Below are 23,407 nucleotides of genomic sequence, written 5' to 3'. Positions count from 1 at the left end.
CCCTGTGCCCACTCGCCGCACGTTCCTGAGCGCCGCCCTGGCGGCCGGCACCGGCGCCGCGCTCCCGGTCACCGCGTCGGCGACGCCCCGCCCCCACCGCCGCGTGCCGCGGCAGTCGATCGGCATCCAGCTCTACACGCTGCGCGACGTCGTGGGCGACGACCCGGAGCCCGTGCTGTCCGCGCTCGCCGACATCGGCTACCGCCGCGTGGAGCTGGCCGGCACCTACGGGCGCACCGCCGCCGAGTTCGCCCGCGTCCTGCGCCGCACCGGCCTGCGCGCCACGTCCGCCCACGTCGGCATCGACGGCGACCTCGACCAGGTGATCGCCGACGCCCGCACCCTCGGCCACACCTACGTGGTCGTGCCGTGGGTCGACCACGCGACCCTGGCCGAGTGGCGGGCGTTCGCCACCCGCCTGGAGGCGGCGGGGGCGGAGCTGCGCCGCGCGGGCCTGAGCCTGGGCTACCACAACCACGCCCACGAGTTCGCCGCCGTCGAGGGCGCGCGGCCGTTCGACGTGATCACCTCGGGCACGTCGCGCCGCAACGTCCACCTGGAACTGGACCTGTACTGGGCGGTGGTCGGCGGCGTGGACCCGGTCGCCCTGTGCCGCGAGCACTTCCCGAGGGTGCGCCAGTTCCACGTGAAGGACCGCGCGCCGGACGGCTCGTTCGCCGACCCCGGCAAGGGCACGATCGACTTCGCCCGCGTCTTCCGCTCGACGAGGGTCGCCGAGTACATCGTGGAGAACGACCAGCCCGCCGACGCCCTGGCCACCGCCCGGATCGGCTACGAGTACCTGACCCGCCTGAGGTTCTGACCGGGCGCCGGGGGGACAGGGCGTTCCTGTCCGGTCGTGTCAGTGACAGTCTATTGGTCTGGACCATATTCTGGGTGTTCCGCCGCTGTCCGCGCCTCAGCGACCCGAAGGAGCACCGCTCGTGAGGACAGCACGCAGGACGCTCGCCCTGTTCGCGGCCCTGGCCGCGACGACCGCCCTGGGCACCGCACCCACTTCCGCCGCCGAGAAGCCCGTGAGCGACTGGGACCGGATGCTCGCGCAGCAGCCGCTCGTCCGCACCGCCGACACCATCCGGGCCGAGGTGCTGCGCGGCGGTCACGCCGGGTTCGCGGGCCTCGTCCTGGAGGACGACCACGTCGCGCTGTGGTGGAAGGGCGACGTGCCCGCCGCCGTGCGCGACGCCGCCGCCCGGGCCGAGGCGCCGGTCGAGTTCGAGGCCGCCGCCCACTCCGACGCGGAGCTGCGCGAGGCCGCCAAGGTGCTCGACGCCCGACGCGGCGCCGGGGTGCACGCGATCAAGGTGCCCGCGGACGGCAGCGGGCTCGTCCTCGGCACCACGTCCGAGGCCGCCGCGCGCGGCCTCGACGCGGCCGTGGACGTGCCGGTGCGCACCGTCGTCGAGGAACCGCTCGTCCCGGTGTCCCGGCAGAACGACAACCCGCCGTGGAAGGGCGGCGCCACCATCGTGCTCGGCAGCGCCGCGTGCACGTCCGGGTTCGCCGTCCGCAACGGCGACAACGCCCGCTTCCTGCTCACCGCGGGCCACTGCGGCAACCCCGGCGTCCGCGTCACCGACCCCACCGGCGAGTACATCGGCACGGCGGGCGCCAAGCACGGCGACCACGACATCATGCTCGTCCCGACGGGCAACGTGGTGAACCAGCAGTACGTCGGCGGCGGCGACAGCAACTCCGTCGAGGTCGTGCGCGGCTGGGGCGACGTCTACACCGGCGAGTACCTGTGCCAGTCGGGCGTCACCAGCGCGCGCGTGACCGGCAACCCCGTGTGCAACATCAAGGTGCTGTTCTTCTACGCGGACCGCGAGGACCTCGTCGAGGGGGAGCAGGTGAACGGGCAGCAGGCCGCCCGGCCGGGCGACAGCGGCGGGCCCGTCTACGGGCCGTCGTCGTCGGGCGGCGTGATCGCCAAGGGCACCGTGACCCGCACGGCGGGCGCGCGGATCGGGTTCCAGGACTTCCGCACCGCCTCGCGGGACTTCGGCGTCTACATCCCGCTGTAGCCGCTCGTGGGCCGGGCGGCGGTCTCCCCCTCCCGCCGCCCGGCCCACCCCCGGTCCTGGTCCCAGCGCAGGACGTTGCCCCGCTCGGTCACCAGGCGGGCCTCGAGGGGCGCCGACGGGTCCAGGTCCACCTCCACGCGGGCCACGGCCACGCCCGCCGACTTCAGGTTCGCCACGACCGCGTCGAGGTGACGGGTCACGTCCACCGCACCGCGCGAACTCACCAGAAGCATTCGGATCGACACCCCTTCGCCGCCTGTGCACATGGTTTCGGCACGGAGGGGGGTGCTCGGCAGGGACCAAAGTCCCGAATTGCGGGGGACCTCGGACCCCAGCCGGATACGGTCGCCCTGTGAACGGAGACCTGAGCGCCGTCGAAGAGGGTGTCGCGAGACTGGACGCCGTGCTCGAACCCATCGCGAAGAGGCCGGTGGACGTCGACGACCCGGACTGGGCGGAGAAGATGATGGCCGCCCCCGCCCCGCTGGACGAGGCCGGGGTGCGCGAGGAGGCCGAGGCGCTGCTCGCCGAGGTGCTCGCCCGGTACGCGGCCGACGAGTCGTCCCGGCCGGGGCTGCGCGCGCTGTTCCGCCGGTGCTCGTCGTTCCGGTGGGCGGTGAACCGGGCGTTCCCGGCGACGGCGGAGGGCGTGCGGTCGTCGCTGCTGCTGATCTCCCTGCGGGACCTGGGATCGGACCCGCGCGACGAGCTGCTGTCCCTGCGCGCGGTGTGCGAGGCGGCCCGCGACGAGGGGATCGCCCTGGAGCCGGTGCTGCGCGAGGTGGCCGCGATGTCCGCCGACGAGGACCGGCACGGCGTGGGCTCGACCCGGTCCCTGCTGCTGGACGCGGCCGGGTCCTGAACGGCGGACCCACGCCTCCCGGACGCGCGGCTCGCGGGCTCGGGCTCGCGGGCGGTTCCGCCGTTCGGGGTGGGTTGGTGCCGCCGGACGCGGGTACCAGGACGGCTATGGGCGAGGTGAACGGGAATGGGAACGGGTTGGGACGGGCCGAGGGCAGGCGGCCGGAGGGCGTGGACGACGGCACGGTCGAGGCGGTCGGCAAGCTCACCGAGGCGTTGGAGACCACCGAGCGGGCACGCGGGCACCTGTTCTCGTTCCACCAGCTCACCGGCACCGCCGACGCACAGGTGCAGGAGGCCGTGCGGCTGCTGCGCGAGGCCGGGCACGACGACCTGGCAGACCGGCTCGACGCCGAGCTGGTCGGCCGCAACGTGGTGCGCGGCCGGTGGACGTTCCAGCTCGTCGAGGACTACGACGACGGCTACTACCGGACCTTCCGCGAGTGGGAGCGGGACGCGCGGGACCGGCTGCTCGGCGGCGCCCGGCACGTGTTCGAGGCCGAGATGAAGCAGCGCAACACCACGTCCGGCCTGCCGGGGCACGAGCTGAACCCCTGACGGGCCGCGTCCGGCGCCGGTCAGGCGGGCCGGGCCGGGGGCCGCGCGTCGCGGGCGCGGTCGAGCAGCCTGCGGGCGCGCAGGGCGATCTCCAGCGTGAGCCGCTCGTCGGGGTCGGCGAGCCGGTCGCCCAGCAGCTCCTCCAGCTGGTGCATGCGGTAGCGGACGGTCTGCGGGTGCACGTCGAGCCGGTGGGCGATCTCGCCGACGCCGCCCCGCGTCTCCAGCCACGCCAGCAGCGTCGTCTCCAACCGTTCCCGCTGCTTCACGGTGAGCCCGGCGAACGCGACGAGCGCCCGCGCGCTGAGCCGGCCCACCAGGAACTCGTCGGACAGCAGCGCCAGCGTGGCCAGGTGCTCGTCGCACGAGGTGAACGGCACGTCGGGCAGCAGGCCGCGCCGCACGAACCCGAGGGCGCGCCGGGCCACCGCGAGCGACTGCCGCGCCTCGGCCAGCGGGACGGTGGGCCCCACGGCGGCACGCCGGCCGCGCAGGTCCAGCTCCAGCCCGCCCCGGGGGTTCGCGACCACCAGGCACGGCGTGGAGCTCTCCAGGTCCACCAGCACGTCCCGGCCCAGCGACACCGACGGCAGCTGGTGCTGGTCCTCCCGGTACTCCAGGGCGACCACGGCGACGCGTTCGGGCAGCGGCCAGTCCGTGCTGCCGGCCAGGTCCGCCACCGAGCGCGGTGACGCGGGCTGCTCGGCGAGCACCAGCTTGAGCAGCTGCCGCCGGCGGCGCTCCAGCGCGCCGCTGGCGTTGGCCTGGGCCTCGGCGAAGCCCTCGACGGCCACCCGGCACAGCTCGTCGACCCACGCGAAGACCGCGTCGGCGAGGGTGAACAGGGTGTCGGTCGGCACGCCCAGGTCGCGGCCGTGCCGGCTCAGGTGCCGCCACACCACGCGCGCGCCGACCCGCACCGCCGTCTGCAACGAGTCCATGGTCCGGCCCTCCAGGAACTCGATGCGCCCGCTGCGGCGCAGCACGTCCTTCCAGTCGTCCTGCCCGCCGTCGGGGTCGGTGATCTGGTCGAAGCACTTCACGATCGCCATCTCGACCGCGCCCACGAGCACCTCGCGGAACTTGCCCTCCAGGGGCTGCGCGTACGCGGGCACCACCCGGCGGATCTCGCCCACCGCGTCCCGGACCATGACCCCGGACAGCGGGGCCATCCTCTCCGCCAGCTCCGCCGGGACCTGGGCCCAGAGCCGCAGCGCCGCGCTGTGCCCCACCAACGCGCCGTTCGGTGAGATCGCCATGCCACCGCCTCCGCCGGGCGGAGCACCGTCCCGGGACTCCGCCCGGCTGACGATAAATTCAGCCGTGACGACGTGTCAAACATTCTTCCGGCACCGGGCCGGCGCTCGTCCTTTCGAGTGGCGGGTGACCTGCGGCGGCATCACAACTCCGGGTTCCGGAATGCGCACCCAGGTGACAAACCGGCCGCTCAGGTGGGGTTGGTCGCCCCGCTGAGACTCTCCGAACCTTCTCGGGTAATGCGTCGCTAATGGGTTCCGCACATTGTTCGGGCGTGGTGCTCACGTGCGTGACAAGAACGGTTGGCGGGATACTCGTGATCGGGCGGACTTCTCCCGGTGACCCCGATCGGTCAGTCCTCGTCCTTCTCCTCGCCACGACGCCGCATCCAGGTGAAGCCGGGGATGCCGATGATGGCCTGCCGGAGGTCGTTGGTGACCTCCAGCAGCTGGTGGATGTCCGGGCCGACGCGGTCCAGCGTGGACAGGATCGGCAGCACGTCCTCGATCAGGTGCCGGGTCAGCACCGGCAGGCGGTCGACCAGCTCGACCGCCGCGTCCACCTCCTGCGGGGACAGCTCGTCGACGAACCGCTGCGCCAGCGGGTGCGCCTTCCGGGCCAGTGGCGCGTAGTCGTCCGCCAGCTCCCGCGAGGTGCGCGCGATGCGGGCGACGTCGGCCGTCACGCCCTCCGCCGTGCCGGTGACCGCGCGGGCCCGTCCGACCAGCGCCTCGGTCTCCTCCAGCACCCGTTCGGTGCGCGAGACCAGGTCGTCGGCCCGGCGCACCACGGACTCGGCGGCCCCCAGCAGGTCCAGCACCCGGCCGGGCACGGACACGGCGGTCTCGACAGTGGTCCGCGCCAGTGAGAACAGGGCGCGCGGGGTCAGCTCCATGCCACCACTCTGCCGTACCGGGGCCCTAGGCGAGCGCCCGGTCGACGCCCGCCTCCACGTGGGCGCGGGTCGAGTCCACCAACGGCACGGTCGCGTCCGAGGCGTCCACCAGCAGCGTGATCTCCGTGCAGCCGAGGACGATCGCCTCCGCGCCGCGCTCCACCAGCCGGGCCATCACGTCCCGGTACGCGGCGCGCGAGGCGGGCTCCACCCGGTTGCGGGTCAGCTCCCGGTAGATGACGTCGTGCACCAGCGTGCGGTCCGGCTCCTCCGGCACGACCAGCTCGATGCCGTGCCCGCGCATCCGGTCGCGGTAGAAGTCCTGCTCCATGGTGAACCGGGTGCCGAGCAGGCCGACCTTCCGGAACCCGGCGAGCCGCTGCGCGGTGGCGTCCACGATGTGCACGAACGGCACGTCCACGGCGTCGGTGATCGCGTCGGCGACCTTGTGCATGGTGTTCGTGCACAGCAGCACCAGCTCGGCGCCCGCGCCCTCCAACCGGCGTGCCGCGTCGGCCAGCAGCTCGCCCGACCGCTCCCACCGCCCCGTCCGCTGGAGCTCCTCCACCTCGGCGAAGTCGACGGTGAGCAGCAGGCTCGGCGCGCAGTGGTGCCCGCCCAGCCTGCGCCGCGTCTCCTCGTTGAGCAGCCGGTAGTACTCGGCGGACGACTCCCAGCTCATCCCGCCGATCAACCCGATGGTCCTCATGGCGCGATTCTGCCCCGTAACCCCCCTGCCGGGCTGCGGAATTCCGCCGTCGCGATCACGCGCGCACAGCGGGCCCCACCCCTGCGCGCGTGGTCGGCTCCGCCCCCGTACGAGTGGTCGGCTCCGCCTCCTCGGCGAACTGCGTCCGGTACAGCTCCTCGTAACGCCCGCCCGCCGCGAGCAGCTCGGCGTGCGTGCCGCGCTCCACGACCCGGCCCGCCTCGACCACCAGGATCAGGTCCGCCGCCCGGATCGTCGACAGCCGGTGCGCGATCACCACCGCCGTCCGCCCCTCCAGCGCCTCGGCCAGCGCCGCCTGCACCGCCGCCTCCGACGTGGAGTCCAGGTGCGCGGTCGCCTCGTCCAGCACCACCACGCGCGGCCTGGCCAGCAGCAGCCGGGCGATCGTCAACCGCTGCCGCTCACCGCCCGACAGCCGGTACCCGCGCTCGCCGACCACCGTGTCCAGCCCGTCGGGCAGCGACCGGATCAGGTCGGCCAACCGCGCCCGCCGCAGCACGTCCCACAGCTCGTCCTCCTCCGCGTCCGGCCGCGCGAACAGCAGGTTCGCCCGGATCGACTCGTGGAACAGGTGCCCGTCCTGCGTCACCACGCCCAGCGCGTCGCGCACCGACTCCCCGGTCAGCTCGCGGACGTCCACACCGGACAGCCGCACCGCACCCGAGTCCACGTCGTACAGCCGGGGCAGCAGCGAGGCGATCGTGGACTTGCCCGCGCCCGACGAGCCGACCAGCGCCACCACCTGCCCCGGTTCGGCGCGGAACGACACCCCGTGCAGCACCTCCTCGCCGCCGCGGCCGTCCAGCACCGCGACCTCCTCCAGGGAGGCCAGCGACACCTTGTCTGCCGCCGGGTAGGCGAACCGGACGTCGTCGAACTCGACCGACACCGGTCCGTCCGGCACCGGCCGCGCGTCCGGCTTCTCGCCGATCAGCGGTTCGAGGTCGAGCACCTCGAAGACCCGCTCGAAGCTCACCAGCGCGCTCATCACCTCCACCCGGGCGCTGGCCAGCGCGGTCAGCGGCGCGTACAGCCTGGTGAGCAGCAGCGCGAGCGCCACCACCGCACCCGGGTCGAGCTGCCCGCGCAGCGCGTAGAACCCGCCAAGCCCGTACACCAGCGCCAGCGCCAGCGCCGACACCAGCGTCAACGCGGTCAGGAACACCGTCTGCACCATCGCCGAGCGCACCCCGATGTCGCGCACCCGACGTGCCCGCGCGGCGAACTCGGCCGACTCGTGGGCGGGCCTGCCGAACAGCTTCACCAGCGTCGCGCCCGGCGCGGAGAACCGCTCGGTCATCTGGGTGCTCATCGTCGCGTTGTGGTTGGCGGCCTCGCGCTCCAGCCGCGCCAGGCGCGACCCCATCCGCCGGGCGGGGAGCACGAACACCGGCAGCAGGACCAGCGCGAGCAGCGTGATCTGCCAGGACAGGCTGATCATCACCACGAGCGTGAGCGCCAGCGTCACCACGTTGCCGGCCACGCTGGACAGCGTGTCGCTGAACGCCCGCTGCGCGCCGATCACGTCGTTGTTGAGCCTGCTCACCAGCGCGCCGGTGCGGGTGCGGGTGAAGAACGCGACGGGCATCCGCTGCACGTGGTCGTACACCGTCGTCCGCAGGTGGAGGATGAGGTCCTCGCCGAGGCGCGCCGACAGCCACCGCGTGACCAGGGCCAGCCCGGCCTCGGCGACGGCGATGCCCGCGATGACGCCCGCCAGCCCCAGCACCACCCCCGTGGTCGACCCGTTGACGATCGCGTCCACCACCCGCCCCGCCAGCACCGGCGTCACCACCGCCAGCACCGCGCCCACCACGCTCAGCGCCAGGTAGCGGTACAGCGGGGCGCGGTGCGGTGCGGCGAACGCCCATATTCGCCGGAGCGTGGCCGCCGAGAACGGGCGCTTGTCGTCGTGCGCGTTCGCCGCGTGGTAGAGCGACATCCAGGCAGTGGTTTCCATGTCCATGCCGGGACGGTATGACCTGGAGCGGACTGGAGGTCAACGATTCCGGGAATGCCCTGCGGTCGTCGGGCGTTGACCGGGAGAAGACCGCAGGGTGAGCACTTGGGGAGGCACGACGTGGCGCAGGACCCGGAGGAGCTGTTCGAGGTCGACTCCGACGTCCCGGACCTGACCGGAGCGGTGCTGCTGCACCACTTCGACGGTTTCATGGACGCCGGGTCGGCCGGTTCGACGCTCGTGGAGCACCTGCTCGACGCGCACGAGCACCGGGTGATCGCCCGGTTCGACGTCGACGACCTGATCGACTACCGCGCGCGGCGGCCCACCATGACCTACGCCACGGACCGGTGGGAGGACTACGCCGCGCCCGAGTTGGTGGTGCACCTGCTGCACGACGCGGTCGGCACGCCGTTCCTGCTGATGACCGGCCCGGAGCCGGACCGGCGCTGGGAGGCGGTCGTCGCGGCGGTGCGCGCCCTCGTCGAGCGGTGGGGCGTGCGGCTCGCGGTGAGCTTCCACGGCATCCCCATGGGTGTGCCGCACACCCGCGCGCTGTCGGTGATCTCGCACGCCACCCGGCCCGAGCTGGTCGTCGAGAAGTCGCCGTTCAACCGGGTGCAGGTGCCGGGCAACCTGTCGGCGCTGCTGGAGCTGCGCCTCGGGCAGGCCGGTCTCGACGCCATGGGCTTCGCCGCCTACGTGCCGCACTACCTCACGCAGGGCGCGTACCCGACCGCCGCGCTCGGGCTGCTCAAGGCCCTGACGAAGTCGACGGGCCTGGTGATCCAGGCCGCCGACCTCAACGAGGCCGCGCGGCGGACCGACGCCGAGATCGCCCGCCAGGTGGCCGAGTCCGCCGAGGTCGCGCAGGTCGTCGAGGCGCTGGAGCGCCAGTACGACGCGTTCGCCGAGGCGTCCGAGAAGGCGGAGAACCTGCTGATCGCCGACGACGAGGAACTCCCCAGCGCGGACGAGCTGGGCGCCGAGTTCGAGCGCTTCCTCGCCGAGCAGCAACGCGACTGACCCCGGGAGCCCAACGCCCAGGCCCCGGGAGTCCGACCTCCGGGCTTCGCGGGTTCTCCATCCGGGCATGCAGACCGGTTGGTCCGGATGGAGAACTCAGCGGACCCGGGTGCCGGACTCCCGAAGCCCGGGCGCCGGACTCTCGACGAGGGTGGCCAGGAGGCGGTAGGAGGTCAGGAGGGCCTCGCGGTCGTGGGTGCTGGTGGTGACCAGGACCTCGTCGGCGCCGGTGCGCTCCACCAGGGCGGTCAGGTCCTCGGCGACCTCGGTGGGGGTGCCGTGCACGTGCCCCCGGAGCGCCTGCTCGAAGTAGGCGCGCTCGCGGGCGGTCATGGTGGCCGCGAGGACGTCGTCCGGCGCGGCCAGGGGCGGGAAGTCGCCGCGGGTGCGCGACCGGGCCATCGCCCAGGCCTCGGGCAGCAGCAGGCGCCAGGCCTCCTCGGCGGTGTCGGCCACGGCGACGGTCGTGGACACCACCACGTACGGCTCCGCCGCCCAGGGGGACGGGGTGAAGCGGGCGCGGTAGGCGTCGACGGCCTCCAGCAGGGCGTCCTCGCCGCGGAACGCGCCGATCACCAGCGGCACGCCGTGGGCCGCGGCCGTCAGCGCGCCCGCGCCGGTGGCCAGGACGAACGGCGAGACCCGCAGGCCGTGCGCCGGGTAGGCGCGCACCGGCCCGTCACCGCGGAAGTAGGCGAGCAGCTCCGCCAGCCGGGGACCGAACTCCTCCGCGTCCTCGCGGTCGTGCCCCAGCGCCCGGCGGACGGCCCCGGTGAAGCCGACCGAGCGGCCCAGGCCCATGTCGATCCGGCCCGGGAACAGCGATTCGAGCACGCCGAACTGCTCGGCCACGACCAGCGGCCGGTGGTTGGGCAGCATCACGCCGCCGGTGCCCACGCGGATGCGCGACGTGGCGGCGGCGACCGCGGCGGCCAGCACGGTGGGCGCCGACCCCGCCACGCCGGGCACGGCGTGGTGCTCGGCCACCCAGAAGCGGTGGTAGCCCAGCTCCTCGACCTCCCGGGCGAACGCCACGGTGTCGCGCAGCGCCTCGGCGTGGGTGTGCCCGGCGCGCACGCGCGAGCGGTCCAGCACCGAGAGCTCCACACCCCGTGCAACGACCCCGCCGGAGCCCGCATTCCGGAGCCGCGCGGGCTAGAGGCGCGTGGTGTCCACGGGCACGTCCAGCCTGACCTTGGCGTAGGTCTCGAAGTGCCGCCGGGAGACCATCGCGTGCTGCGCGGCCACGTGGGCGTCGCGCAGGCACCGCTGGAGGGGCGAGTCCTCGAACACCGAGCTGCCCCCGCCGACGGCGAACGCCAGCCTGGTGACGTCCGCGGCCTCGGCGGCGGCGTGGGAGCACGCCAGGCGCAGCCGGGCGCGGGCGCTGGTGTCCGCCGGGACGCCCGCCACCGCGTCGGCCCAGCGGGCGGCGACCTCGGCGCGCAGGAACGCCCGCGCCGCGGACAGCTTCGCCTCGGCGGTGGCCAGGTCGAGCTGCGCGCCGGTCTCGGTGGCCAGGACGGCGGTGGCGTACTGGCGGGTCTTGGCGCGGGCCGGCGACTCGACCTCCTCGACCGCGCGGGCGGCGACGCCCAGGCAGACGGCCGCGACGCCCACGGCGAGGAAGGCGAGGAACGGGAACCGCGCGAGCGGCGCGTCCGCGGTCGCGGTGGGCGGCCACACCTGGCGGCGGGTCGGCACGAACGCGTCGGCGACCTCCCACTCGTGGGAGGCGGTGGCGCGCAGGCCCGCCGCGTGCCACGTGTCGTGCACGGTCACGTCGGCCGCCGGGAAGATCGCCAGGCGCGGTCCGGCGTCGGTCACCACGCCGCCCACCACCCAGTCGCACAGCGGCACGGCGCTGCCCCAGCCCCACCGGCCGGTGACGCGGTGGCCGCCGTCGACCGCGACGGCCCGGCCGAGCGGCGCGGCGGTGCCCGCGAGCACCGACCCGGGCGACCCGAGGACCTCCTCGGCCGTCTCGGGCGGCAGGTACCAGGCCAGCGACGAGGTGGCGCTGGTGGTCATGGCGGTCCAGCCGGTCGAGCCGTCGGCGCGCGCCAGGTCCTCCACCTCCGCCACCCACGTGGGCAGGTCGAGTTCACGGCCGCCGAGGGAGGCGGGCGCGAGCATCCGCGTCGCGCCCGCCCGGACCAGTTCCGCCACGACCGCCGGGGAGAGTCGCCGGTCGCGCTCGGACGTGGCCGCCTCGGCCCTGATCAGTGGGTGCACGTCCCGATCATGCCGCAACGTTCCACTTCTGGTTGGCGGTTCCGCCGCAGGTCCAGATCTGCAACCTGGTCCCGTTGGCGGAGCTGTTGTCCTTCGCGTCCAGGCACTTGTTCGCCTGGATGTTCACGATGTCCCTCGCGCCGCTGACGGCCCACCGCTGCGCGCCGGTGCCGTTGCAGTCCCACAGCTGCACGAGCGTGCCGTCGGCGGTGCCGCCGGACGCCGCGTCGAGGCACTTGCCCAGGGCGCGGAGCGTGTCGCCCTGGCGCGTCCACCGCTGGGCGTTGGTGCCGTTGCAGTCGTAGAGCTGCACGGGGGTGCCGTTGGCGGGGTTCGCGCCGGCCACGTCCACGCACTTGCCGCCGATCCCGGTGATCGGGCCGCCCGCGGGCGGGTTGCCGTCGATCGTGGACACGCGGACGTAGTCGATCAGGAACTGCTGCGGGAACGTGGTGCTCGCGTCCGGGTAGCCCGGCCACTCGCCGCCGACCGCGAGGTTCAGGATGATGAAGAACGGCTTGTCGAACACCCACTGGTTGCCGCCGACGTCACCCGGCCCCCGGCGCTGGTAGACGTTGCCGTCCACGGACCACGCGATGCCCTGCGGGGTCCACTCGACCGCGAACGTGTGGAAGCCGTCGGCGAAGTTCGGGCCGTTGTACGCCGCGCCGATGCCGCCCGCGCCCGAGTAGCCGGGTCCGTGGATGGTGCCGTACACGGTGTCGAGGTCGTGGCCCAGGAACTCCATGATGTCGATCTCGCCGCTGCCCGGCCACGGGTTGCCGGAGTTGATGTCCTGGCCGAGCATCCAGAACGCGGGCCAGATGCCCTTGCCGCGCGGCATCTTCATCCGGGCTTCCACCTTGCCGTAGGTGGAGGTGAACTTGCCCGCGGTGTTGATCCGCGCGGAGGTGTACTGGCAGCGGCCGTACCAGCAGTTCCAGTTGCCCGGGTTCTCCTTGCGGGCGGTGATGACGAGGTTGCCCGCGCCGTCCATCGCCGCGTTGGACGCGGAGTCCGTGTACCACTGGTGCTCGCGGTTGTTGCCGTTGTTGTCGCCGGTCTCCGTGTTCCACCTGGAGCCGTCGACCCGCGTGCCGGCGGCGCCGTTGAACTCCTCGGCGAACGTCACCGCCATGGTGCCCACGCCGGGGTCCGCGGCGGGTGACGGCGCGGCGCCCACCTGCGCGGCCGGTACCGCGATCACGCCGAAGGCGAGCGCGACCGCACTCACCACCACTCGTGTCCTCATCGACACTCCCTTCACTTTGGCGGCGGCCAGGTCGGAAGTTACTGCATGACCTTTAATCAAGTCACGATGAAAGTGCGGGCGCTTTACTGTCGGTCATGCCGGGACACCCACCGGCCCGACGAGGAGGTCGACACCCCATGGCCAAGTTGCGCAGCTACGTGTCCGGACGCTGGCACACCCCGGACGCCGAGGGCGCACCGCTGCACGACGCCGTGACCGGCGAGGAGATCACCAGGATCTCCTCGGCCGGCATCGACATGGCCGCGGCCCTGGACCACGGCAGGCGCGTCGGCGGCCCGGCGCTGCGGGAACTGACGTTCCACCAGCGCGCCGCCCTGCTCAAGGCGCTGGCCTCGCACCTGCGCGAGCACCGCGACGAGCTGTACGCCCTGTCCGCGCGCACCGGCGCCACGAGGACGGACTCGCTGGTCGACGTCGACGGCGGCATCGGCGTGCTGTTCGGCTACGCGAGCAAGGGCAAGCGCGAGCTGCCCAACGACACGGTCCACGTCGACGGCGCGGTGGAGCCGCTCAGCCGCGGCGGCACGTTCGTCGGCCAGCACGTCTGCACCCCGCTGCGAGGCGTCGCCGTGCAGATCAACGCGTTCAACTTCCCGGTCTGGGGGCCGCTGGAGAAGTTCGCCCCGGCGTTCCTCGCGGGCGTCCCGTCGCTGGTCAAGCCCGCCTCGCAGACCGCGTACGTGACGGAGAGGCTGGTGGAGCTGGTCATCGGCTCCGGGCTGCTGCCCGAGGGCTCCCTCCAGCTCGTCTCGGGCAGCGCGGGCGACCTGCTCGACCACCTCACCCCGCAGGACCTGGTCGGCTTCACCGGCTCCGCGTCCACCGCCCAGCTGCTGCGCACCCACCCCGCGGTCATCCGCCACGGCGTGCGCTTCAACGCCGAGGCCGACTCGCTGAACTGCTCGATCCTCGGCCCGGACGCGGTCGAGGGCACCCCCGAGTTCGACCTGTTCGTCAAGCAGCTCGTCGCCGAGATGACCGCCAAGGCCGGCCAGAAGTGCACCGCGATCCGGCGCGCCCTGGTCCCCTCGAACCTGCTGGACGCCGTGGCGGAGGCCGCGAGCGCGCGGCTGGCGAAGGTCGTCATCGGCAACCCGGCCAACGAGACCGTGCGGATGGGCGCGCTGGCCGGGTTGGAGCAGCGCGAGGAGGTCCGGCGCTCCCTCAAGGCGCTGCTGGAGGTCGGCGAGGTCGTCCACGGCTCACCGGACCGGGTGGACGTGGTGGACGCCGACGCCGAGCGCGGCGCGTTCCTGTCGCCGGTGCTGCTCAAGGCCGACCCCGACCACGCCCAGCCGCACGAGGTGGAGGCGTTCGGCCCGGTGTCCACGCTGATGGCCTACGACGGCGTCGAGCACGCCGTCGAGCTGGCCGCGCGCGGCTCGGGCAGCCTCGTCGGCTCCGTCGTCACGCACGACGCGGACTTCGCGCGCCAGGTCGTGCTGGGCCTGGCGCCGTGGCACGGGCGCGTCCTCGTGCTCGACCGCGACGACGCGAAGGAGTCCACCGGCCACGGCTCGCCGCTCCCGGCGCTGGTCCACGGCGGCCCCGGCCGCGCGGGCGGCGGCGAGGAGCTGGGCGGCATCCGCGGCGTGCTGCACCACATGCAGCGCACCGCCGTGCAGGGCAGCCCCCGCGTGCTCGGCGCGGTCACCGGGCGCTGGGTCGCGGGCGCGCCGCGCACCGAGTCCGACGTGCACCCCTTCCGCAAGTCGCTGCGCGAGCTGAAGGTCGGCGACACCGTCGTCGCCGGGCCGCGCGCCGTGACCCTGGCGGACGTCGAGCACTTCGCCGAGTTCACCGGCGACACGTTCTACGCGCACACGGACGAGGAGGCCGCGGCGGCGAACCCGTTCTTCGGCGGCCGGGTCGCGCACGGCTACCTGGTGGTGTCGTTCGCGGCGGGCCTGTTCGTCTCGCCCGAGCCGGGGCCGGTGCTCGCCAACTACGGCCTGGAGAACCTGCGGTTCCTCACGCCCACGTTCCCCGGTGACGAGCTGACCGTGACGCTGACGGCGAAGCAGATCACGCCCCGCGAGGACCAGGACTACGGCGAGGTGCGCTGGGACGCCGACGTGGTCAACCAGAAGGGCGAGTCGGTCGCGAAGTACGACGTGCTGACGCTCGTGGCCAAGCGGTAGCGCTCACGCCGGGTCGGGCAGCCGCCGCCCGACCCGGCGCCGCAGCTCCTCCGGCAGGTCGTCACCGGCCGCGAGCAGGTCGGGCAGCAGCTCCGGGCGCAGCGTGAGGGCCTGGAACGCGGTCCGCACCGTCACGCCGTGCCCCGGCCGGTGCACCACCGCGACCTGGTCACCCGCCACGATCGTCCCCGGCTCGACCACCCGCAGGTACGCGCCGGGGGCGGCCCGCCGCGTGAACGCCCTCACCCAGCCGCGCTCGCCGATCACGGCCGCGAACGTCCGGCACGGGATGCGCGGGCTCGTGACCTGCACCACGAGGTCGCCGACGCGCCACCGCTCGCCGATGCGCGCGCCGGACACGTCCACGCCGACCGTGGTCAGGTTCTCCCCGAACAGCCCCGGCGGCAGGTCGCGGCCCAGCTCGGCCGACCACCCGTCCAGGTCCTCGCGCGCGTAGGCGTACACCGCCCGGTGGTCGCCGCCGTGGTGGCGCAGGTCGGAGATGTGGTCGCCGACCAGGCCGCTGCCGCCGACACCGGCGGGGCCCGGCGCGCGGACCTCGACGGAGGTGGTCACGGGGCGCTTGCCGATGCCGGTGTGACCGACCTCCGCCTGGTCGCACCCGACCCGGGAACCGACGTTGAGCGAGAGCACGTGGGACATGCGCCCGACGGTAACCCGGGCAGTCGCGGGGTTCCGACCCGTCACCCGGCGCGGTGGGGGAGGATGGCGGTGGATCACCGTCGGTGGGAGGCACATGCGCAGGTCCGTGGTCACGTCGGTGTCGGTGCTCGTGCTGGCCCTGGTGGCGGCGGGGTGCGCGGAGCCCCGCGGCCTGCCCGCCCCGGCCCTCGGGCCGGTCGCCGAGGACAGCGCGGCCCTGGTCGCCACCGCGGCCGCGCGCGCCGACGAGCAGCGCTCCGTGCGGTTCGCCGCCGAGAACGCCGTGGCGGGCCGCGAGGTGCGCCTCGACGGCGACCTGCTGCGCGCCCCCGAGGGCCGGTTGCTGTCGCTCACCGAGGACGGCACCGACGTCGTCGTGCTGGCCGACGCCGGGTACAGCCGCACCGCCGGCGGGACCTGGACCAGGCACGACCCGGGGGAGCGCGTCCCGGTGCGGGCGGACGCCACGATCGGGGACCTGCCCGACGAGGTCGACCCGGCGGCGGTCGTGCGGTCGCTGGCCGGCGCGCTGGTCGTGGCCCGCGCCGAGGAGGTCCTGGACGGCGTGCCGACGCACCGGTACACGATGCTCGTCGACCTGAGGGTCCAGGCGGAGCGCACGCCCGACGCCACGCGCCGGGCCCAGCTCCTCGCCGCCGACGAGTCCGGGTTCACCGCGACCGCCGTCGTGTGGGTCGGCCCCGGCGACCTGCCGGTGCGGGTCGAGCAGGTGCTCACGACGCTGGAGGACACCACGTTCCAGCGCGTGGTGCACCGGTTCTCGAACTGGAACGCCGACGTCCGGGTGACCGCCCCCGTCCCGTGACCCGCCCGCGAGCCGTCACAGCAGGCGCAGCGCCAGGCGGATGTCCGTGCGCAGCGCGGGGCGGCCGTCCAGCTCGCTGTCCGGGTTCGGCGCGACGCCGCCCGCCGCGACGCGGTCCAGGGTGGCCAGGCCCGCGTCGGTGACCCGCCCGAAGACCGTGTAGTTCGGCCGCAGCACCGAGTCGGCCGTGACCAGGAAGAACTGGCTGCCGTTGGTGTCGGGACCCGCGTTGGCCATCGCGAGCGTGCCGCGCGGGTAGGTGCGGCGCTCACCGGTCGGGTCGTTCGGCGCGGGCGGCAGCGAGGTGGGCAGCTCGTCCCGGTAGCGGTAGCCGGGGCCGCCCTCCCCGGTTCCCGACGGGTCGCCGCACTGGAGCACCTTCAACGTCGGGTAGGCGGTCAGCCGGTGGCACGTCGTGCGGTCGTGGAAGTGCTCGCGCACCAGGTGCAGGAAGCTCTGGGTGGTGCACGGGGCCTGCGCCCGGTCGAGGACCAGCGGCACCGGGCCCTGGTTCGTCGCGAGCAGCACGACGGGGTGGCCCCGGTCGGGGGTGCGGCGCGGGTCCGGCGGCAGGGGCACCGGGCGCGCGGCCGGGTCGTCCGGCGTCGCCGCGTAACCGCAGGGACCGGGGGTCGTGCCGGGTTCGGCGCCGGGCGCGGCGTGGGCGACCCCGCCGGTGAGCAGGGTGCCGAGCAGGAGCGCTGCCGCTGCGAGAGTCTTCACCGGCACAGGTCTAGCGCAGCGGTGCGGCGGTCACCAGGGCCGGTCGGCGGGTCCGAGGGACGCCGCGAAGCAGCTGAGCGCCTCGCGGTCCCGCTGCGAGGTCTTCGTGATCAGGCTCGCCACGTGCTTCTCCACCGTGCGCGGCGAGATGTGCAGCCGGGTCGCGATGGCCTTGTTGCCCAACCGGCCCGCCAGCAGCTCCAGCACCTCGAACTCGCGCACCGTCACGCCCAGCGCGCGCAGCACGCGGGGCACCCGGTCGGTGCCGGTGCGGCGCTGCGGCACCGACGCGCCCACCTGGCGCAGCAGCCCGCGGCACGCGCTGGCCACCGCCGCGTGACCGGCCTGGTGGAAGTACTCCTCGGCGGTCCGCAGCCACGCCACGGGCTCGCCCCAGCCGTCGGCCACCGCGCCCTCGGCGACCAGGCGCAGCCCCAGGTTCCGGGCCAGCGGGAAGGTCGACGCCGCCTCGCGGGCCTCGCGCACCGCCCGCGCCGCCTCCGCCTCGCGCCCCGCCCGGCCCAGCAGCACGGCCAGCGCGAACCGGGCGAACACCCGGTTCCACCGCATCCCGGCCGCGGCCGACCGCGTCACCGCGCGGTACCCGTCCAGGTCCAGCTCGCCGGACAGCGCGCCCAGCAGCAACCGCATCCCGTGCCGGCCGGACAGGTGGTACACCGTCGGCGTCTCCGCCTCGTGCGCCATCGCGCGCGCCAGGTCCTGACCGGCCGCCGCCCGGTCCTCCTCCAGCAGCGCGCAGAACGCCCGCGCCAACCCGAAGCACAGCGGTCGCTCCTGCGAGCCGACCCCGCCCACCCGGTCGAACGCCTCGATCGCGGCGTCCATCTCGGCCCGCCTGCCCTGGTGCGCCGCCGCGGTCGCCTGCGCCATCAGCACGTACAGCGTCAGGTGCTTGAGCTGGAGCCGGCGGGTGTCCGCGGCGATCCGGGCCAGTCGGTCCGCCGCCTCGTCGTAGTGCCCGCGCAGCACCATGTCCAGCCCGAGGATGCAGTCCACGTTGTACGCCAGGTTGATCGCGCCGACCCGCAGCGCCTCCTCGCGCGCCTCGGCCAGCTCGGCCGGCGACCCGTCGGCCAGCCACGCCAGGCTCGCCTGCCGGACCACCGAGTGGACCCGCGGGATGGTCAGCCCGTGCTCCTCGGCCAGCGCCCGCGCCCGGCCGAAGCACTCGGCCGCCTCGCCCAGGTCCCGCTCCCGCGCCAGCACGCCCAGCAGCTGCCACGCCTCGCAGCCCACCTCGGGCAGCGGCACCCGCTCCGCCGCGTCGACCGCGCGCCGGGCCAGGAACTCGGTGGCCTCGATCCGGTTCGGCTCGTCCAGGTGCATCGTGGTGTAGGCGGCCAGCGCGTCGAGCCGCGCCTCGCGCTCGTCGTCCACGTCCGCGCCGAGCAGGGTGCGCGCCGTCCCCACGTGCCCGATGGCGTCGGTCCACCGGCCGGCGGTGTTGGCGACCATCGCGAGCCTGGCGTGCAGGTCGGCCCGCCGCCCCCGGTCCAGGCCCGCGGCGCTCAGCTCGGCCACCGCGTCGACCAGCGCGAACGCCCGCTCGAACTGGCCCGCCTCGGCCAGCGCGGGCAGCAGCGAGTCCAGCACCTCGGCGCGGACCGACACGTCCACCCCGCTGGCCAGCAGCCGGTGCGCGTGGTCCAGCAGCCGCACCGCGGACCCGGCGGCGCCGTCGGCCAGCGCGCGCCTGCCCGCCTCGGCCAGCAGCGCGCCCGCCTCGGCGGTCTGCCCGGCGTCCAGCCGCAGCGACGCCACCAGCGCGCACCACTCGCCGGGCAGGTCCGGGTGCAGCCGCCGCACGGCGTCCGCCGTCCGCCGGGCCAGCTCCGCCCGGTGCGGCGGCGGCAGTTGGGCGAGCAGCGCCTCGGCCGTCATCGGGTGCCGGAACGCGTACCAGTCGGGCACGGGCTCGTCCGGCGTCACGAGCTGCGCCGCCACCCCCGCGTGCAGGTGCGACAGCATGGTCCGGTCGTCCATGCCGATTACCACGCGCAGCACCGACAGCGGGAACCGGTGCCCCAGCACCGCGGCGGCCGACAGCAGCTCGCGGCCCTGCGGGCCGAGCCGGTCGGTGCGGTGCGCGATCGACCGCACCAGCGCGGACGGCACGCCGATGCGCAGCTCGCCCAGCACCTGCCACCCACCGGGGCCGCGCACCAGCAGGTTGCCGTTGACCAGGCCGTGCAGGATCTCCTCGACCACGAACGGGTTGCCCGCGCTGTCCGCCCACACCCGCTCGACGACCTCGTCGGGCACGCGGCGGTCGTCGACCTCCAGGCACAGCGCCACCATCCGGCGCACCTGGCGCTCGTCCAACCGGCCCAGCTCCAGCAGCACGCCGGCTTCCCGCTGCGCGGCCAGGCGCACCACGTCGAGCGTCGGCCCGGGGTCCGCGCGGGTGGTCACCAGCAGCGCGGCGGGCACCTGGTCCAGGTTGTCCACCAGGTAGTCGACGACGGCCATCGTCTCGGCGTCCGCGTCGTGCAGGTCCTCCAGCACCAGCAGGCACGGCCGGTCCCGGCCGACCACGGCCAGCAGCCGCAGCACCGCCTCGGCGAGCACCACCACCGAGGGCACCTGCCGCTGCTCCTCGACACCCCACTCGGGCACCAACCGCCCCAGCGCCGACTGGTAGGGGCCGAGTTCGCGCAGGTCCGGGCCGTCACCCGCGCGCAACAAGGACATCAGCGCCTCGGCCAGCGGCCGGAACGGCACGATCGGCCCGATGGTGCTGCCGCGCCCGCGGAGCACCCGCATCCCGCGGTCGAACGCGCCGGCGGCGGCGAAGCGCGCCAACCGGGTCTTCCCGATGCCCGGCTCCCCGACGAGGAACACGGCACGACCGCGACGCGCCTCGGCGTCGGCCAGCACCTGCTGGAGGACGCGGACCTCTTCGTCGCGGCCGACCACGACCGGCGCGCGGGTGTGCATGTCCCGACCTTAGCCAAGCTGATCGACCGCACGCCAAACTGCCCGCACCCCCAGTGCGGGCGGGCAGTTCGGCGATCCGGACCGCTAGGCGGTCAGCACGGCATGCCGGGCGCGCTCACGGTCTGGCTGCCCGCCGCGGCGGCGACCACCGCGTACGCGCCGACGGCCAGGGTCAGGCCGGCCAGCGCGCGGGCGCGCGCACCCGCCTTGGTCTTGCGGGTCAGCGCCATCTCGCCGGCGGGGTGGTCGCCGTCCTGGTCTTCGCTCCAGGTGGTGACCTCGGCGGGGGTGGCGTCGCTCATCGGGTGTTCTCCTCGGGGGTGTGTGTGGTTCGCAGGGTGTCGAGCAGCAGCACGGACGGCACCCGGTCGGGGAAGCCCAGCCGGAGCAACCCGTAGCCGATTCCGGAGAGGCCGGTCAGCAGCCCGGCAGACGGTACGCCGCCCGGCGTGCCGCAGTGCGCCCCGTACTGGTCGAGCACGCCGAGCACGAGGCCGGCGCGCCGGGTCCGCGCGGCCGCGGCCAGCGCGTGCCCCTGCTCGGCGAGCGAGGTCAGCGACTCCAGCACGCCCAGCTCGCCGTGGCACAGGCTCAGGTCGCGCAGCGGTTCGTGCACGGCGAGGGCGTTGAGGCAGCGGTCCAGGTGCAGGGTGTGCGTGTCGACCGGCTGGCCGGGGTGCGCGGCGTGCGCGAGCACCGCGCCGGACAGGCCGGAGCACCAGCTGTGGTCGGCCTCCGTCACGTCCAGCAGCCGCTGGCGCAGCGCGTGGTCGGCGCGCAGGTTCGCCCGCCCGGCCACGCCGTGGCGCTGGTCGCCGGTCGCCCGCGCGTAGCGCAGCAGCGCCCAGCCGACCCCGGCCCGGCCGCGGGCGAAGCCGTCGCCGCCGGGGGACGCGGCGAGCAGCCGGTCGGCGTAGGCGCGGGCCAGCGGCGCGGCCTCCGGCAGCCCGCTCTCCGCCCGCACCGACAGCATCGCGGCCAGCCCGCCCGCCCAGCCCTCGACCAGGTTCGCCGGGTCCTCGCCGATCCGCTCGACGGTCGCCGCCACGGTCAGCGCGGTGCGCAGCCAGTCGGTGATGTCGGGGTCGTCGAGCAGGTTCGCGAGCCGCGCCAGGGCGTAGCAGACACCGCCCAGGCCGTGCATCCCGCCGCTGCCCACCGCGACCGCCGGCTCGGCGTCCTCGGCGAACGCGGCCAGCAGGCCGGGCAGCGGGGCGAGCGCGTCGCGGGCGAACGCGGTGTAGCGGTCCGCGCCGGTCAGCGCGCCCAACTGGGCGAGGAACAGGGCGACGCCGGTGTAGCCGTTGGACAGCCCCGCGCCCATGGCGGACACCGCCCAGTGCCGGTCGTCCACCAGCTCCAGCCCGACCCAGTTGACCCGCCCGTCGTCGGCGGCGGCCTGCGCCAGCACCTGGTCGGCGATGCCGCACGCGGCCACCAGCAGCCGCTGCTGGTCGGGGATGCCCGGTTCCACCGGCGCGGGCACGCCCGGCCCGGTGCGGTGCTCCACCGGGCGCGGCCGGCTCGCCAGGGCGGCGCTGATCAGCCACTGCTGGTCGTGCCGGTCCACCTCGTCCAGCGCGGCGACCTTCGCCGTCGCGGCGGCCAGGCCCGGCACCGGCAGCAGGTCCGGCAGCCGCTGCCCCGTCGAGGTCCACACGTCGCGGCTGCCCGGCCGCGTGGTGAACAGCGGCACGTCGCCCGCCCACAGGTCCGCCCGCTCGTGCGGCACGAGGGCGCGCAGCACCTCCTGGTCGGCCGAGTCGTCCCACAGCACGTCGAGGGCGTCGTCGCGGGCATCGGCGCCGCGCAGCGCGTCCGGGTGGGTGGACTCGTCGAGCAGCGTCGCGTACAGCTGGGTCATCCGCGGCACGAACCGCACCGGAAGGTCGGCGAACCGGGCCAGCAGACCGGCCTCGCCGCCGCTCCCGAGCAGCTCGGCGCGGTGGTCGGCGAGGGCGTCGTAGCCGATCCGGAACCCGGCCAGCAGCGCGTCCCGGTAGTCGGCGGCCTCGGCCTCCTCGCCGTCCACCACGGGCCGGTTGTGCGCGGTCGGCGCGGGTGCGGGCCTGCGGACCAGGCGCATCCGGTCGGTGCCGGGGTGCAGCCAGGCCACGCCGTCGGCCGCGTACCGCTCGCGGTCGCCGCCCGTGCCGCCGACGTCCAGCGCGCCGTGCTCGCCGAGCAGCACGCTGGGCAGCACGGCCGTGCGGTGCACCGACCGGGCCAGCGCGCGCGCCGCCGGGTCCGCGGTGGTGTCGACGGTCGGGTGGAACAGCGTCTCCACGTCCACCAGCACCGGCCGGTCGCCCGCCGCGACCAGGTTCTCGTAGTGCATGTCCGTGCCGTCCACCGCGTACAGCAGGGCGATCAGCCCGCCCAGCCGGTGGTAGAACCGCCCGACGCCGGCCTCGTCGGCGCACGCCGCGTGCTCGACGAACTCCAGCCAGCCGTGCGTGGGCCGCGCCACCGCGCGCGGCACCCGCAGCCCCAGGTCGGTGTGCCCGTCGAACCACGCGAGCAGGTCGGTGAACGCGACGTGCAGCGCGACCGGGCGGGGCTTGTAGACGACCCGGCGGCCGTCGGCGAAGGTCAGCACGGCCACCGAGCGGCCCCGCGCGTGCGGGTCGCCCCGGCCGGTCTCGACGCGCGCGACGGGACCGGGGTCGCGGCCGCCGAGCAGGGCGCGCACGATCTCGCGCCGGTCCCGGGCGAACCGGTCGAGCAGTTCGACGTGCGACGCCACCGCCTGGAGGCAGGTCTGGCCGAGCAGCCTCGCGAGCACGGGGTACTTGGCGAACAGCGCGCGCAGGTCCACGGTGCGCGCGAAGTCGGCGAACCGGGCCTGCGGGGTGTCCCCGGAGAGCCGGCCGGCGACCCGCGCCAGGTTCAGCTCCAGCACCAGCGTGCGGGCGGCGACCCGGGCGAGCCGCGCGCCCAGGTCGCGGGCGAAGGCGTCGTCGAGGCGCGGGTCGCGGCGGAGCGCCTCGCGGACCAGCGGGCGCAGGGCGGCGGCGAACGCCCCGGCCCAGTCGCCGCCGGGGAAGTCTGCACGGGCCGCGGTCGCGGTGGCGCGTTCCACGAACGCGGCCCATGAGGGCCGTCCACGGGGGACGACCAGCTCGTGGGTGCTCCCGCGGACGCCGCTGAGCCACCACTCGGCGGGGGGTCGGTCTACGGCGGAGGGGAACACGCGGCCAAAGTTGTCATGCGCGAACCCGTCGCACATGGGGGCGTCGCCCCCAGATTTGCGGGC

The 23,407-nt window shown here is 74.9% G+C and carries 20 protein-coding genes; 7 read left to right on the top strand and 13 right to left on the bottom strand.

Annotated features, from left to right (window positions below; all coding sequences use genetic code 11):
• Window positions 1-4 precede the first annotated feature (4 nt).
• The gene (locus CKY47_RS28105; RefSeq protein WP_306749318.1) at window positions 5-823 is read left to right on the top strand and encodes a sugar phosphate isomerase/epimerase family protein; all 819 of its coding nucleotides are present in this window, start codon (window positions 5-7) and stop codon (window positions 821-823) included.
• A 121-nt stretch (window positions 824-944) separates the two neighbouring features.
• Window positions 945-2,045 (top strand): chymotrypsin family serine protease, encoded by a 1,101-nt coding sequence (locus tag CKY47_RS28100; protein WP_306749317.1) that lies wholly within the window; start codon window positions 945-947, stop codon window positions 2,043-2,045.
• Here CKY47_RS28100 and CKY47_RS28095 read toward each other — a convergent pair.
• The gene (locus CKY47_RS28095; RefSeq protein ID WP_306749316.1) at window positions 2,030-2,269 is read right to left on the bottom strand and encodes a hypothetical protein; all 240 of its coding nucleotides are present in this window, start codon (window positions 2,267-2,269) and stop codon (window positions 2,030-2,032) included. The two genes, CKY47_RS28100 and CKY47_RS28095, sit on opposite strands and share 16 nt — an antisense overlap.
• A 128-nt stretch (window positions 2,270-2,397) precedes the next feature.
• On the opposite strand from CKY47_RS28095, the gene CKY47_RS28090 reads away from it, so the two are divergent.
• Together CKY47_RS28090 and CKY47_RS28085 are read left to right on the top strand one after the other, a co-directional pair.
• Window positions 2,398-2,907: a hypothetical protein gene (locus CKY47_RS28090; RefSeq protein WP_306749315.1), complete on the top strand. Its 510-nt coding sequence runs from the start codon at window positions 2,398-2,400 to the stop codon at window positions 2,905-2,907.
• Between the two features lie 107 nt (window positions 2,908-3,014).
• Window positions 3,015-3,464 (top strand): hypothetical protein, encoded by a 450-nt coding sequence (locus CKY47_RS28085; RefSeq protein ID WP_306749314.1) that lies wholly within the window; start codon window positions 3,015-3,017, stop codon window positions 3,462-3,464.
• Between the two features lie 20 nt (window positions 3,465-3,484).
• Here the strand turns inward: CKY47_RS28085 and CKY47_RS28080 are convergent, their stop codons facing one another.
• The 4 genes from CKY47_RS28080 to CKY47_RS28065 all read right to left on the bottom strand — a co-directional run bounded on the left by CKY47_RS28080 (window position 3,485) and on the right by CKY47_RS28065 (window position 8,288).
• Complete coding sequence (locus CKY47_RS28080) at window positions 3,485-4,723, bottom strand: PucR family transcriptional regulator (protein ID WP_306749313.1); 1,239 nt, start codon at window positions 4,721-4,723, stop codon at window positions 3,485-3,487.
• A gap of 350 nt (window positions 4,724-5,073) precedes the next feature.
• Complete coding sequence (locus tag CKY47_RS28075; protein ID WP_306749312.1) at window positions 5,074-5,616, bottom strand: hypothetical protein; 543 nt, start codon at window positions 5,614-5,616, stop codon at window positions 5,074-5,076.
• Window positions 5,617-5,641: 25 nt separating this feature from the next.
• On the bottom strand, window positions 5,642-6,325 hold the full coding sequence (locus CKY47_RS28070; protein ID WP_306749311.1) for an aspartate/glutamate racemase family protein: 684 nt from the start codon (window positions 6,323-6,325) through the stop codon (window positions 5,642-5,644).
• Between the two features lie 55 nt (window positions 6,326-6,380).
• A complete protein-coding gene (locus CKY47_RS28065) occupies window positions 6,381-8,288 on the bottom strand; it encodes an ABC transporter ATP-binding protein (protein WP_306749434.1) in 1,908 nt (635 codons plus the stop codon).
• 138 nt (window positions 8,289-8,426) lie between these two features.
• Between CKY47_RS28065 and CKY47_RS28060 the strand changes: the two genes are divergently transcribed.
• Window positions 8,427-9,332, top strand: coding sequence for a proteasome assembly chaperone family protein (locus CKY47_RS28060; RefSeq protein ID WP_306749433.1), 906 nt, complete (start codon window positions 8,427-8,429; stop codon window positions 9,330-9,332).
• Between the two features lie 96 nt (window positions 9,333-9,428).
• Here the strand turns inward: CKY47_RS28060 and CKY47_RS28055 are convergent, their stop codons facing one another.
• The 3 genes from CKY47_RS28055 to CKY47_RS28045 are packed head-to-tail and all read right to left on the bottom strand — an operon-like array spanning window position 9,429 to window position 12,819.
• Window positions 9,429-10,439, bottom strand: coding sequence for an MsnO8 family LLM class oxidoreductase (locus CKY47_RS28055; protein ID WP_306749310.1), 1,011 nt, complete (start codon window positions 10,437-10,439; stop codon window positions 9,429-9,431).
• Between the two features lie 48 nt (window positions 10,440-10,487).
• Window positions 10,488-11,567, bottom strand: coding sequence for an acyl-CoA dehydrogenase family protein (locus tag CKY47_RS28050; protein WP_306749309.1), 1,080 nt, complete (start codon window positions 11,565-11,567; stop codon window positions 10,488-10,490).
• 7 nt (window positions 11,568-11,574) lie between these two features.
• The gene (locus CKY47_RS28045; RefSeq protein WP_306749308.1) at window positions 11,575-12,819 is read right to left on the bottom strand and encodes a glycoside hydrolase family 16 protein; all 1,245 of its coding nucleotides are present in this window, start codon (window positions 12,817-12,819) and stop codon (window positions 11,575-11,577) included.
• A 137-nt stretch (window positions 12,820-12,956) separates the two neighbouring features.
• Between CKY47_RS28045 and paaZ the strand changes: the two genes are divergently transcribed.
• Window positions 12,957-14,981 (top strand): phenylacetic acid degradation bifunctional protein PaaZ, encoded by a 2,025-nt coding sequence (gene paaZ / locus CKY47_RS28040; RefSeq protein ID WP_306749307.1) that lies wholly within the window; start codon window positions 12,957-12,959, stop codon window positions 14,979-14,981.
• 3 nt (window positions 14,982-14,984) lie between these two features.
• Here the strand turns inward: paaZ and CKY47_RS28035 are convergent, their stop codons facing one another.
• Window positions 14,985-15,644, bottom strand: a complete 660-nt coding sequence (locus CKY47_RS28035; protein ID WP_306749306.1) for an MOSC domain-containing protein — start codon at window positions 15,642-15,644, stop codon at window positions 14,985-14,987.
• A 94-nt stretch (window positions 15,645-15,738) separates the two neighbouring features.
• Between CKY47_RS28035 and CKY47_RS28030 the strand changes: the two genes are divergently transcribed.
• Entirely contained in the window at window positions 15,739-16,470 is a 732-nt protein-coding gene (locus CKY47_RS28030) for a hypothetical protein (protein WP_306749305.1), read from the top strand.
• Between the two features lie 15 nt (window positions 16,471-16,485).
• On the opposite strand, the gene CKY47_RS28025 is transcribed toward CKY47_RS28030, so the two are convergent.
• From CKY47_RS28025 to CKY47_RS28010, 4 genes are all read right to left on the bottom strand, one after another.
• Window positions 16,486-17,193 (bottom strand): peptidylprolyl isomerase, encoded by a 708-nt coding sequence (locus CKY47_RS28025; protein WP_371320740.1) that lies wholly within the window; start codon window positions 17,191-17,193, stop codon window positions 16,486-16,488.
• A gap of 30 nt (window positions 17,194-17,223) precedes the next feature.
• Window positions 17,224-20,151: a helix-turn-helix transcriptional regulator gene (locus tag CKY47_RS28020; RefSeq protein ID WP_306749304.1), complete on the bottom strand. Its 2,928-nt coding sequence runs from the start codon at window positions 20,149-20,151 to the stop codon at window positions 17,224-17,226.
• 92 nt (window positions 20,152-20,243) lie between these two features.
• Window positions 20,244-20,453 carry a hypothetical protein gene (locus CKY47_RS28015; RefSeq protein ID WP_306749303.1) on the bottom strand — a complete coding sequence of 70 codons (210 nt, stop codon included), beginning with the start codon at window positions 20,451-20,453 and terminating at the stop codon, window positions 20,244-20,246.
• Entirely contained in the window at window positions 20,450-23,344 is a 2,895-nt protein-coding gene (locus CKY47_RS28010; RefSeq protein ID WP_306749302.1) for a type 2 lanthipeptide synthetase LanM family protein, read from the bottom strand. Before CKY47_RS28010 ends, CKY47_RS28015 begins: the two co-directional genes overlap by 4 nt.
• Window positions 23,345-23,407: the final 63 nt, after the last annotated feature.

Source organism: Saccharothrix longispora (genome assembly GCF_030852425.1).
Lineage (GTDB): Bacteria > Actinomycetota > Actinomycetes > Mycobacteriales > Pseudonocardiaceae > Actinosynnema > Actinosynnema longispora.
Note: the sequence above shows the minus strand (reverse complement) of the source record. Positions and strands in the feature narration are given on the sequence as shown.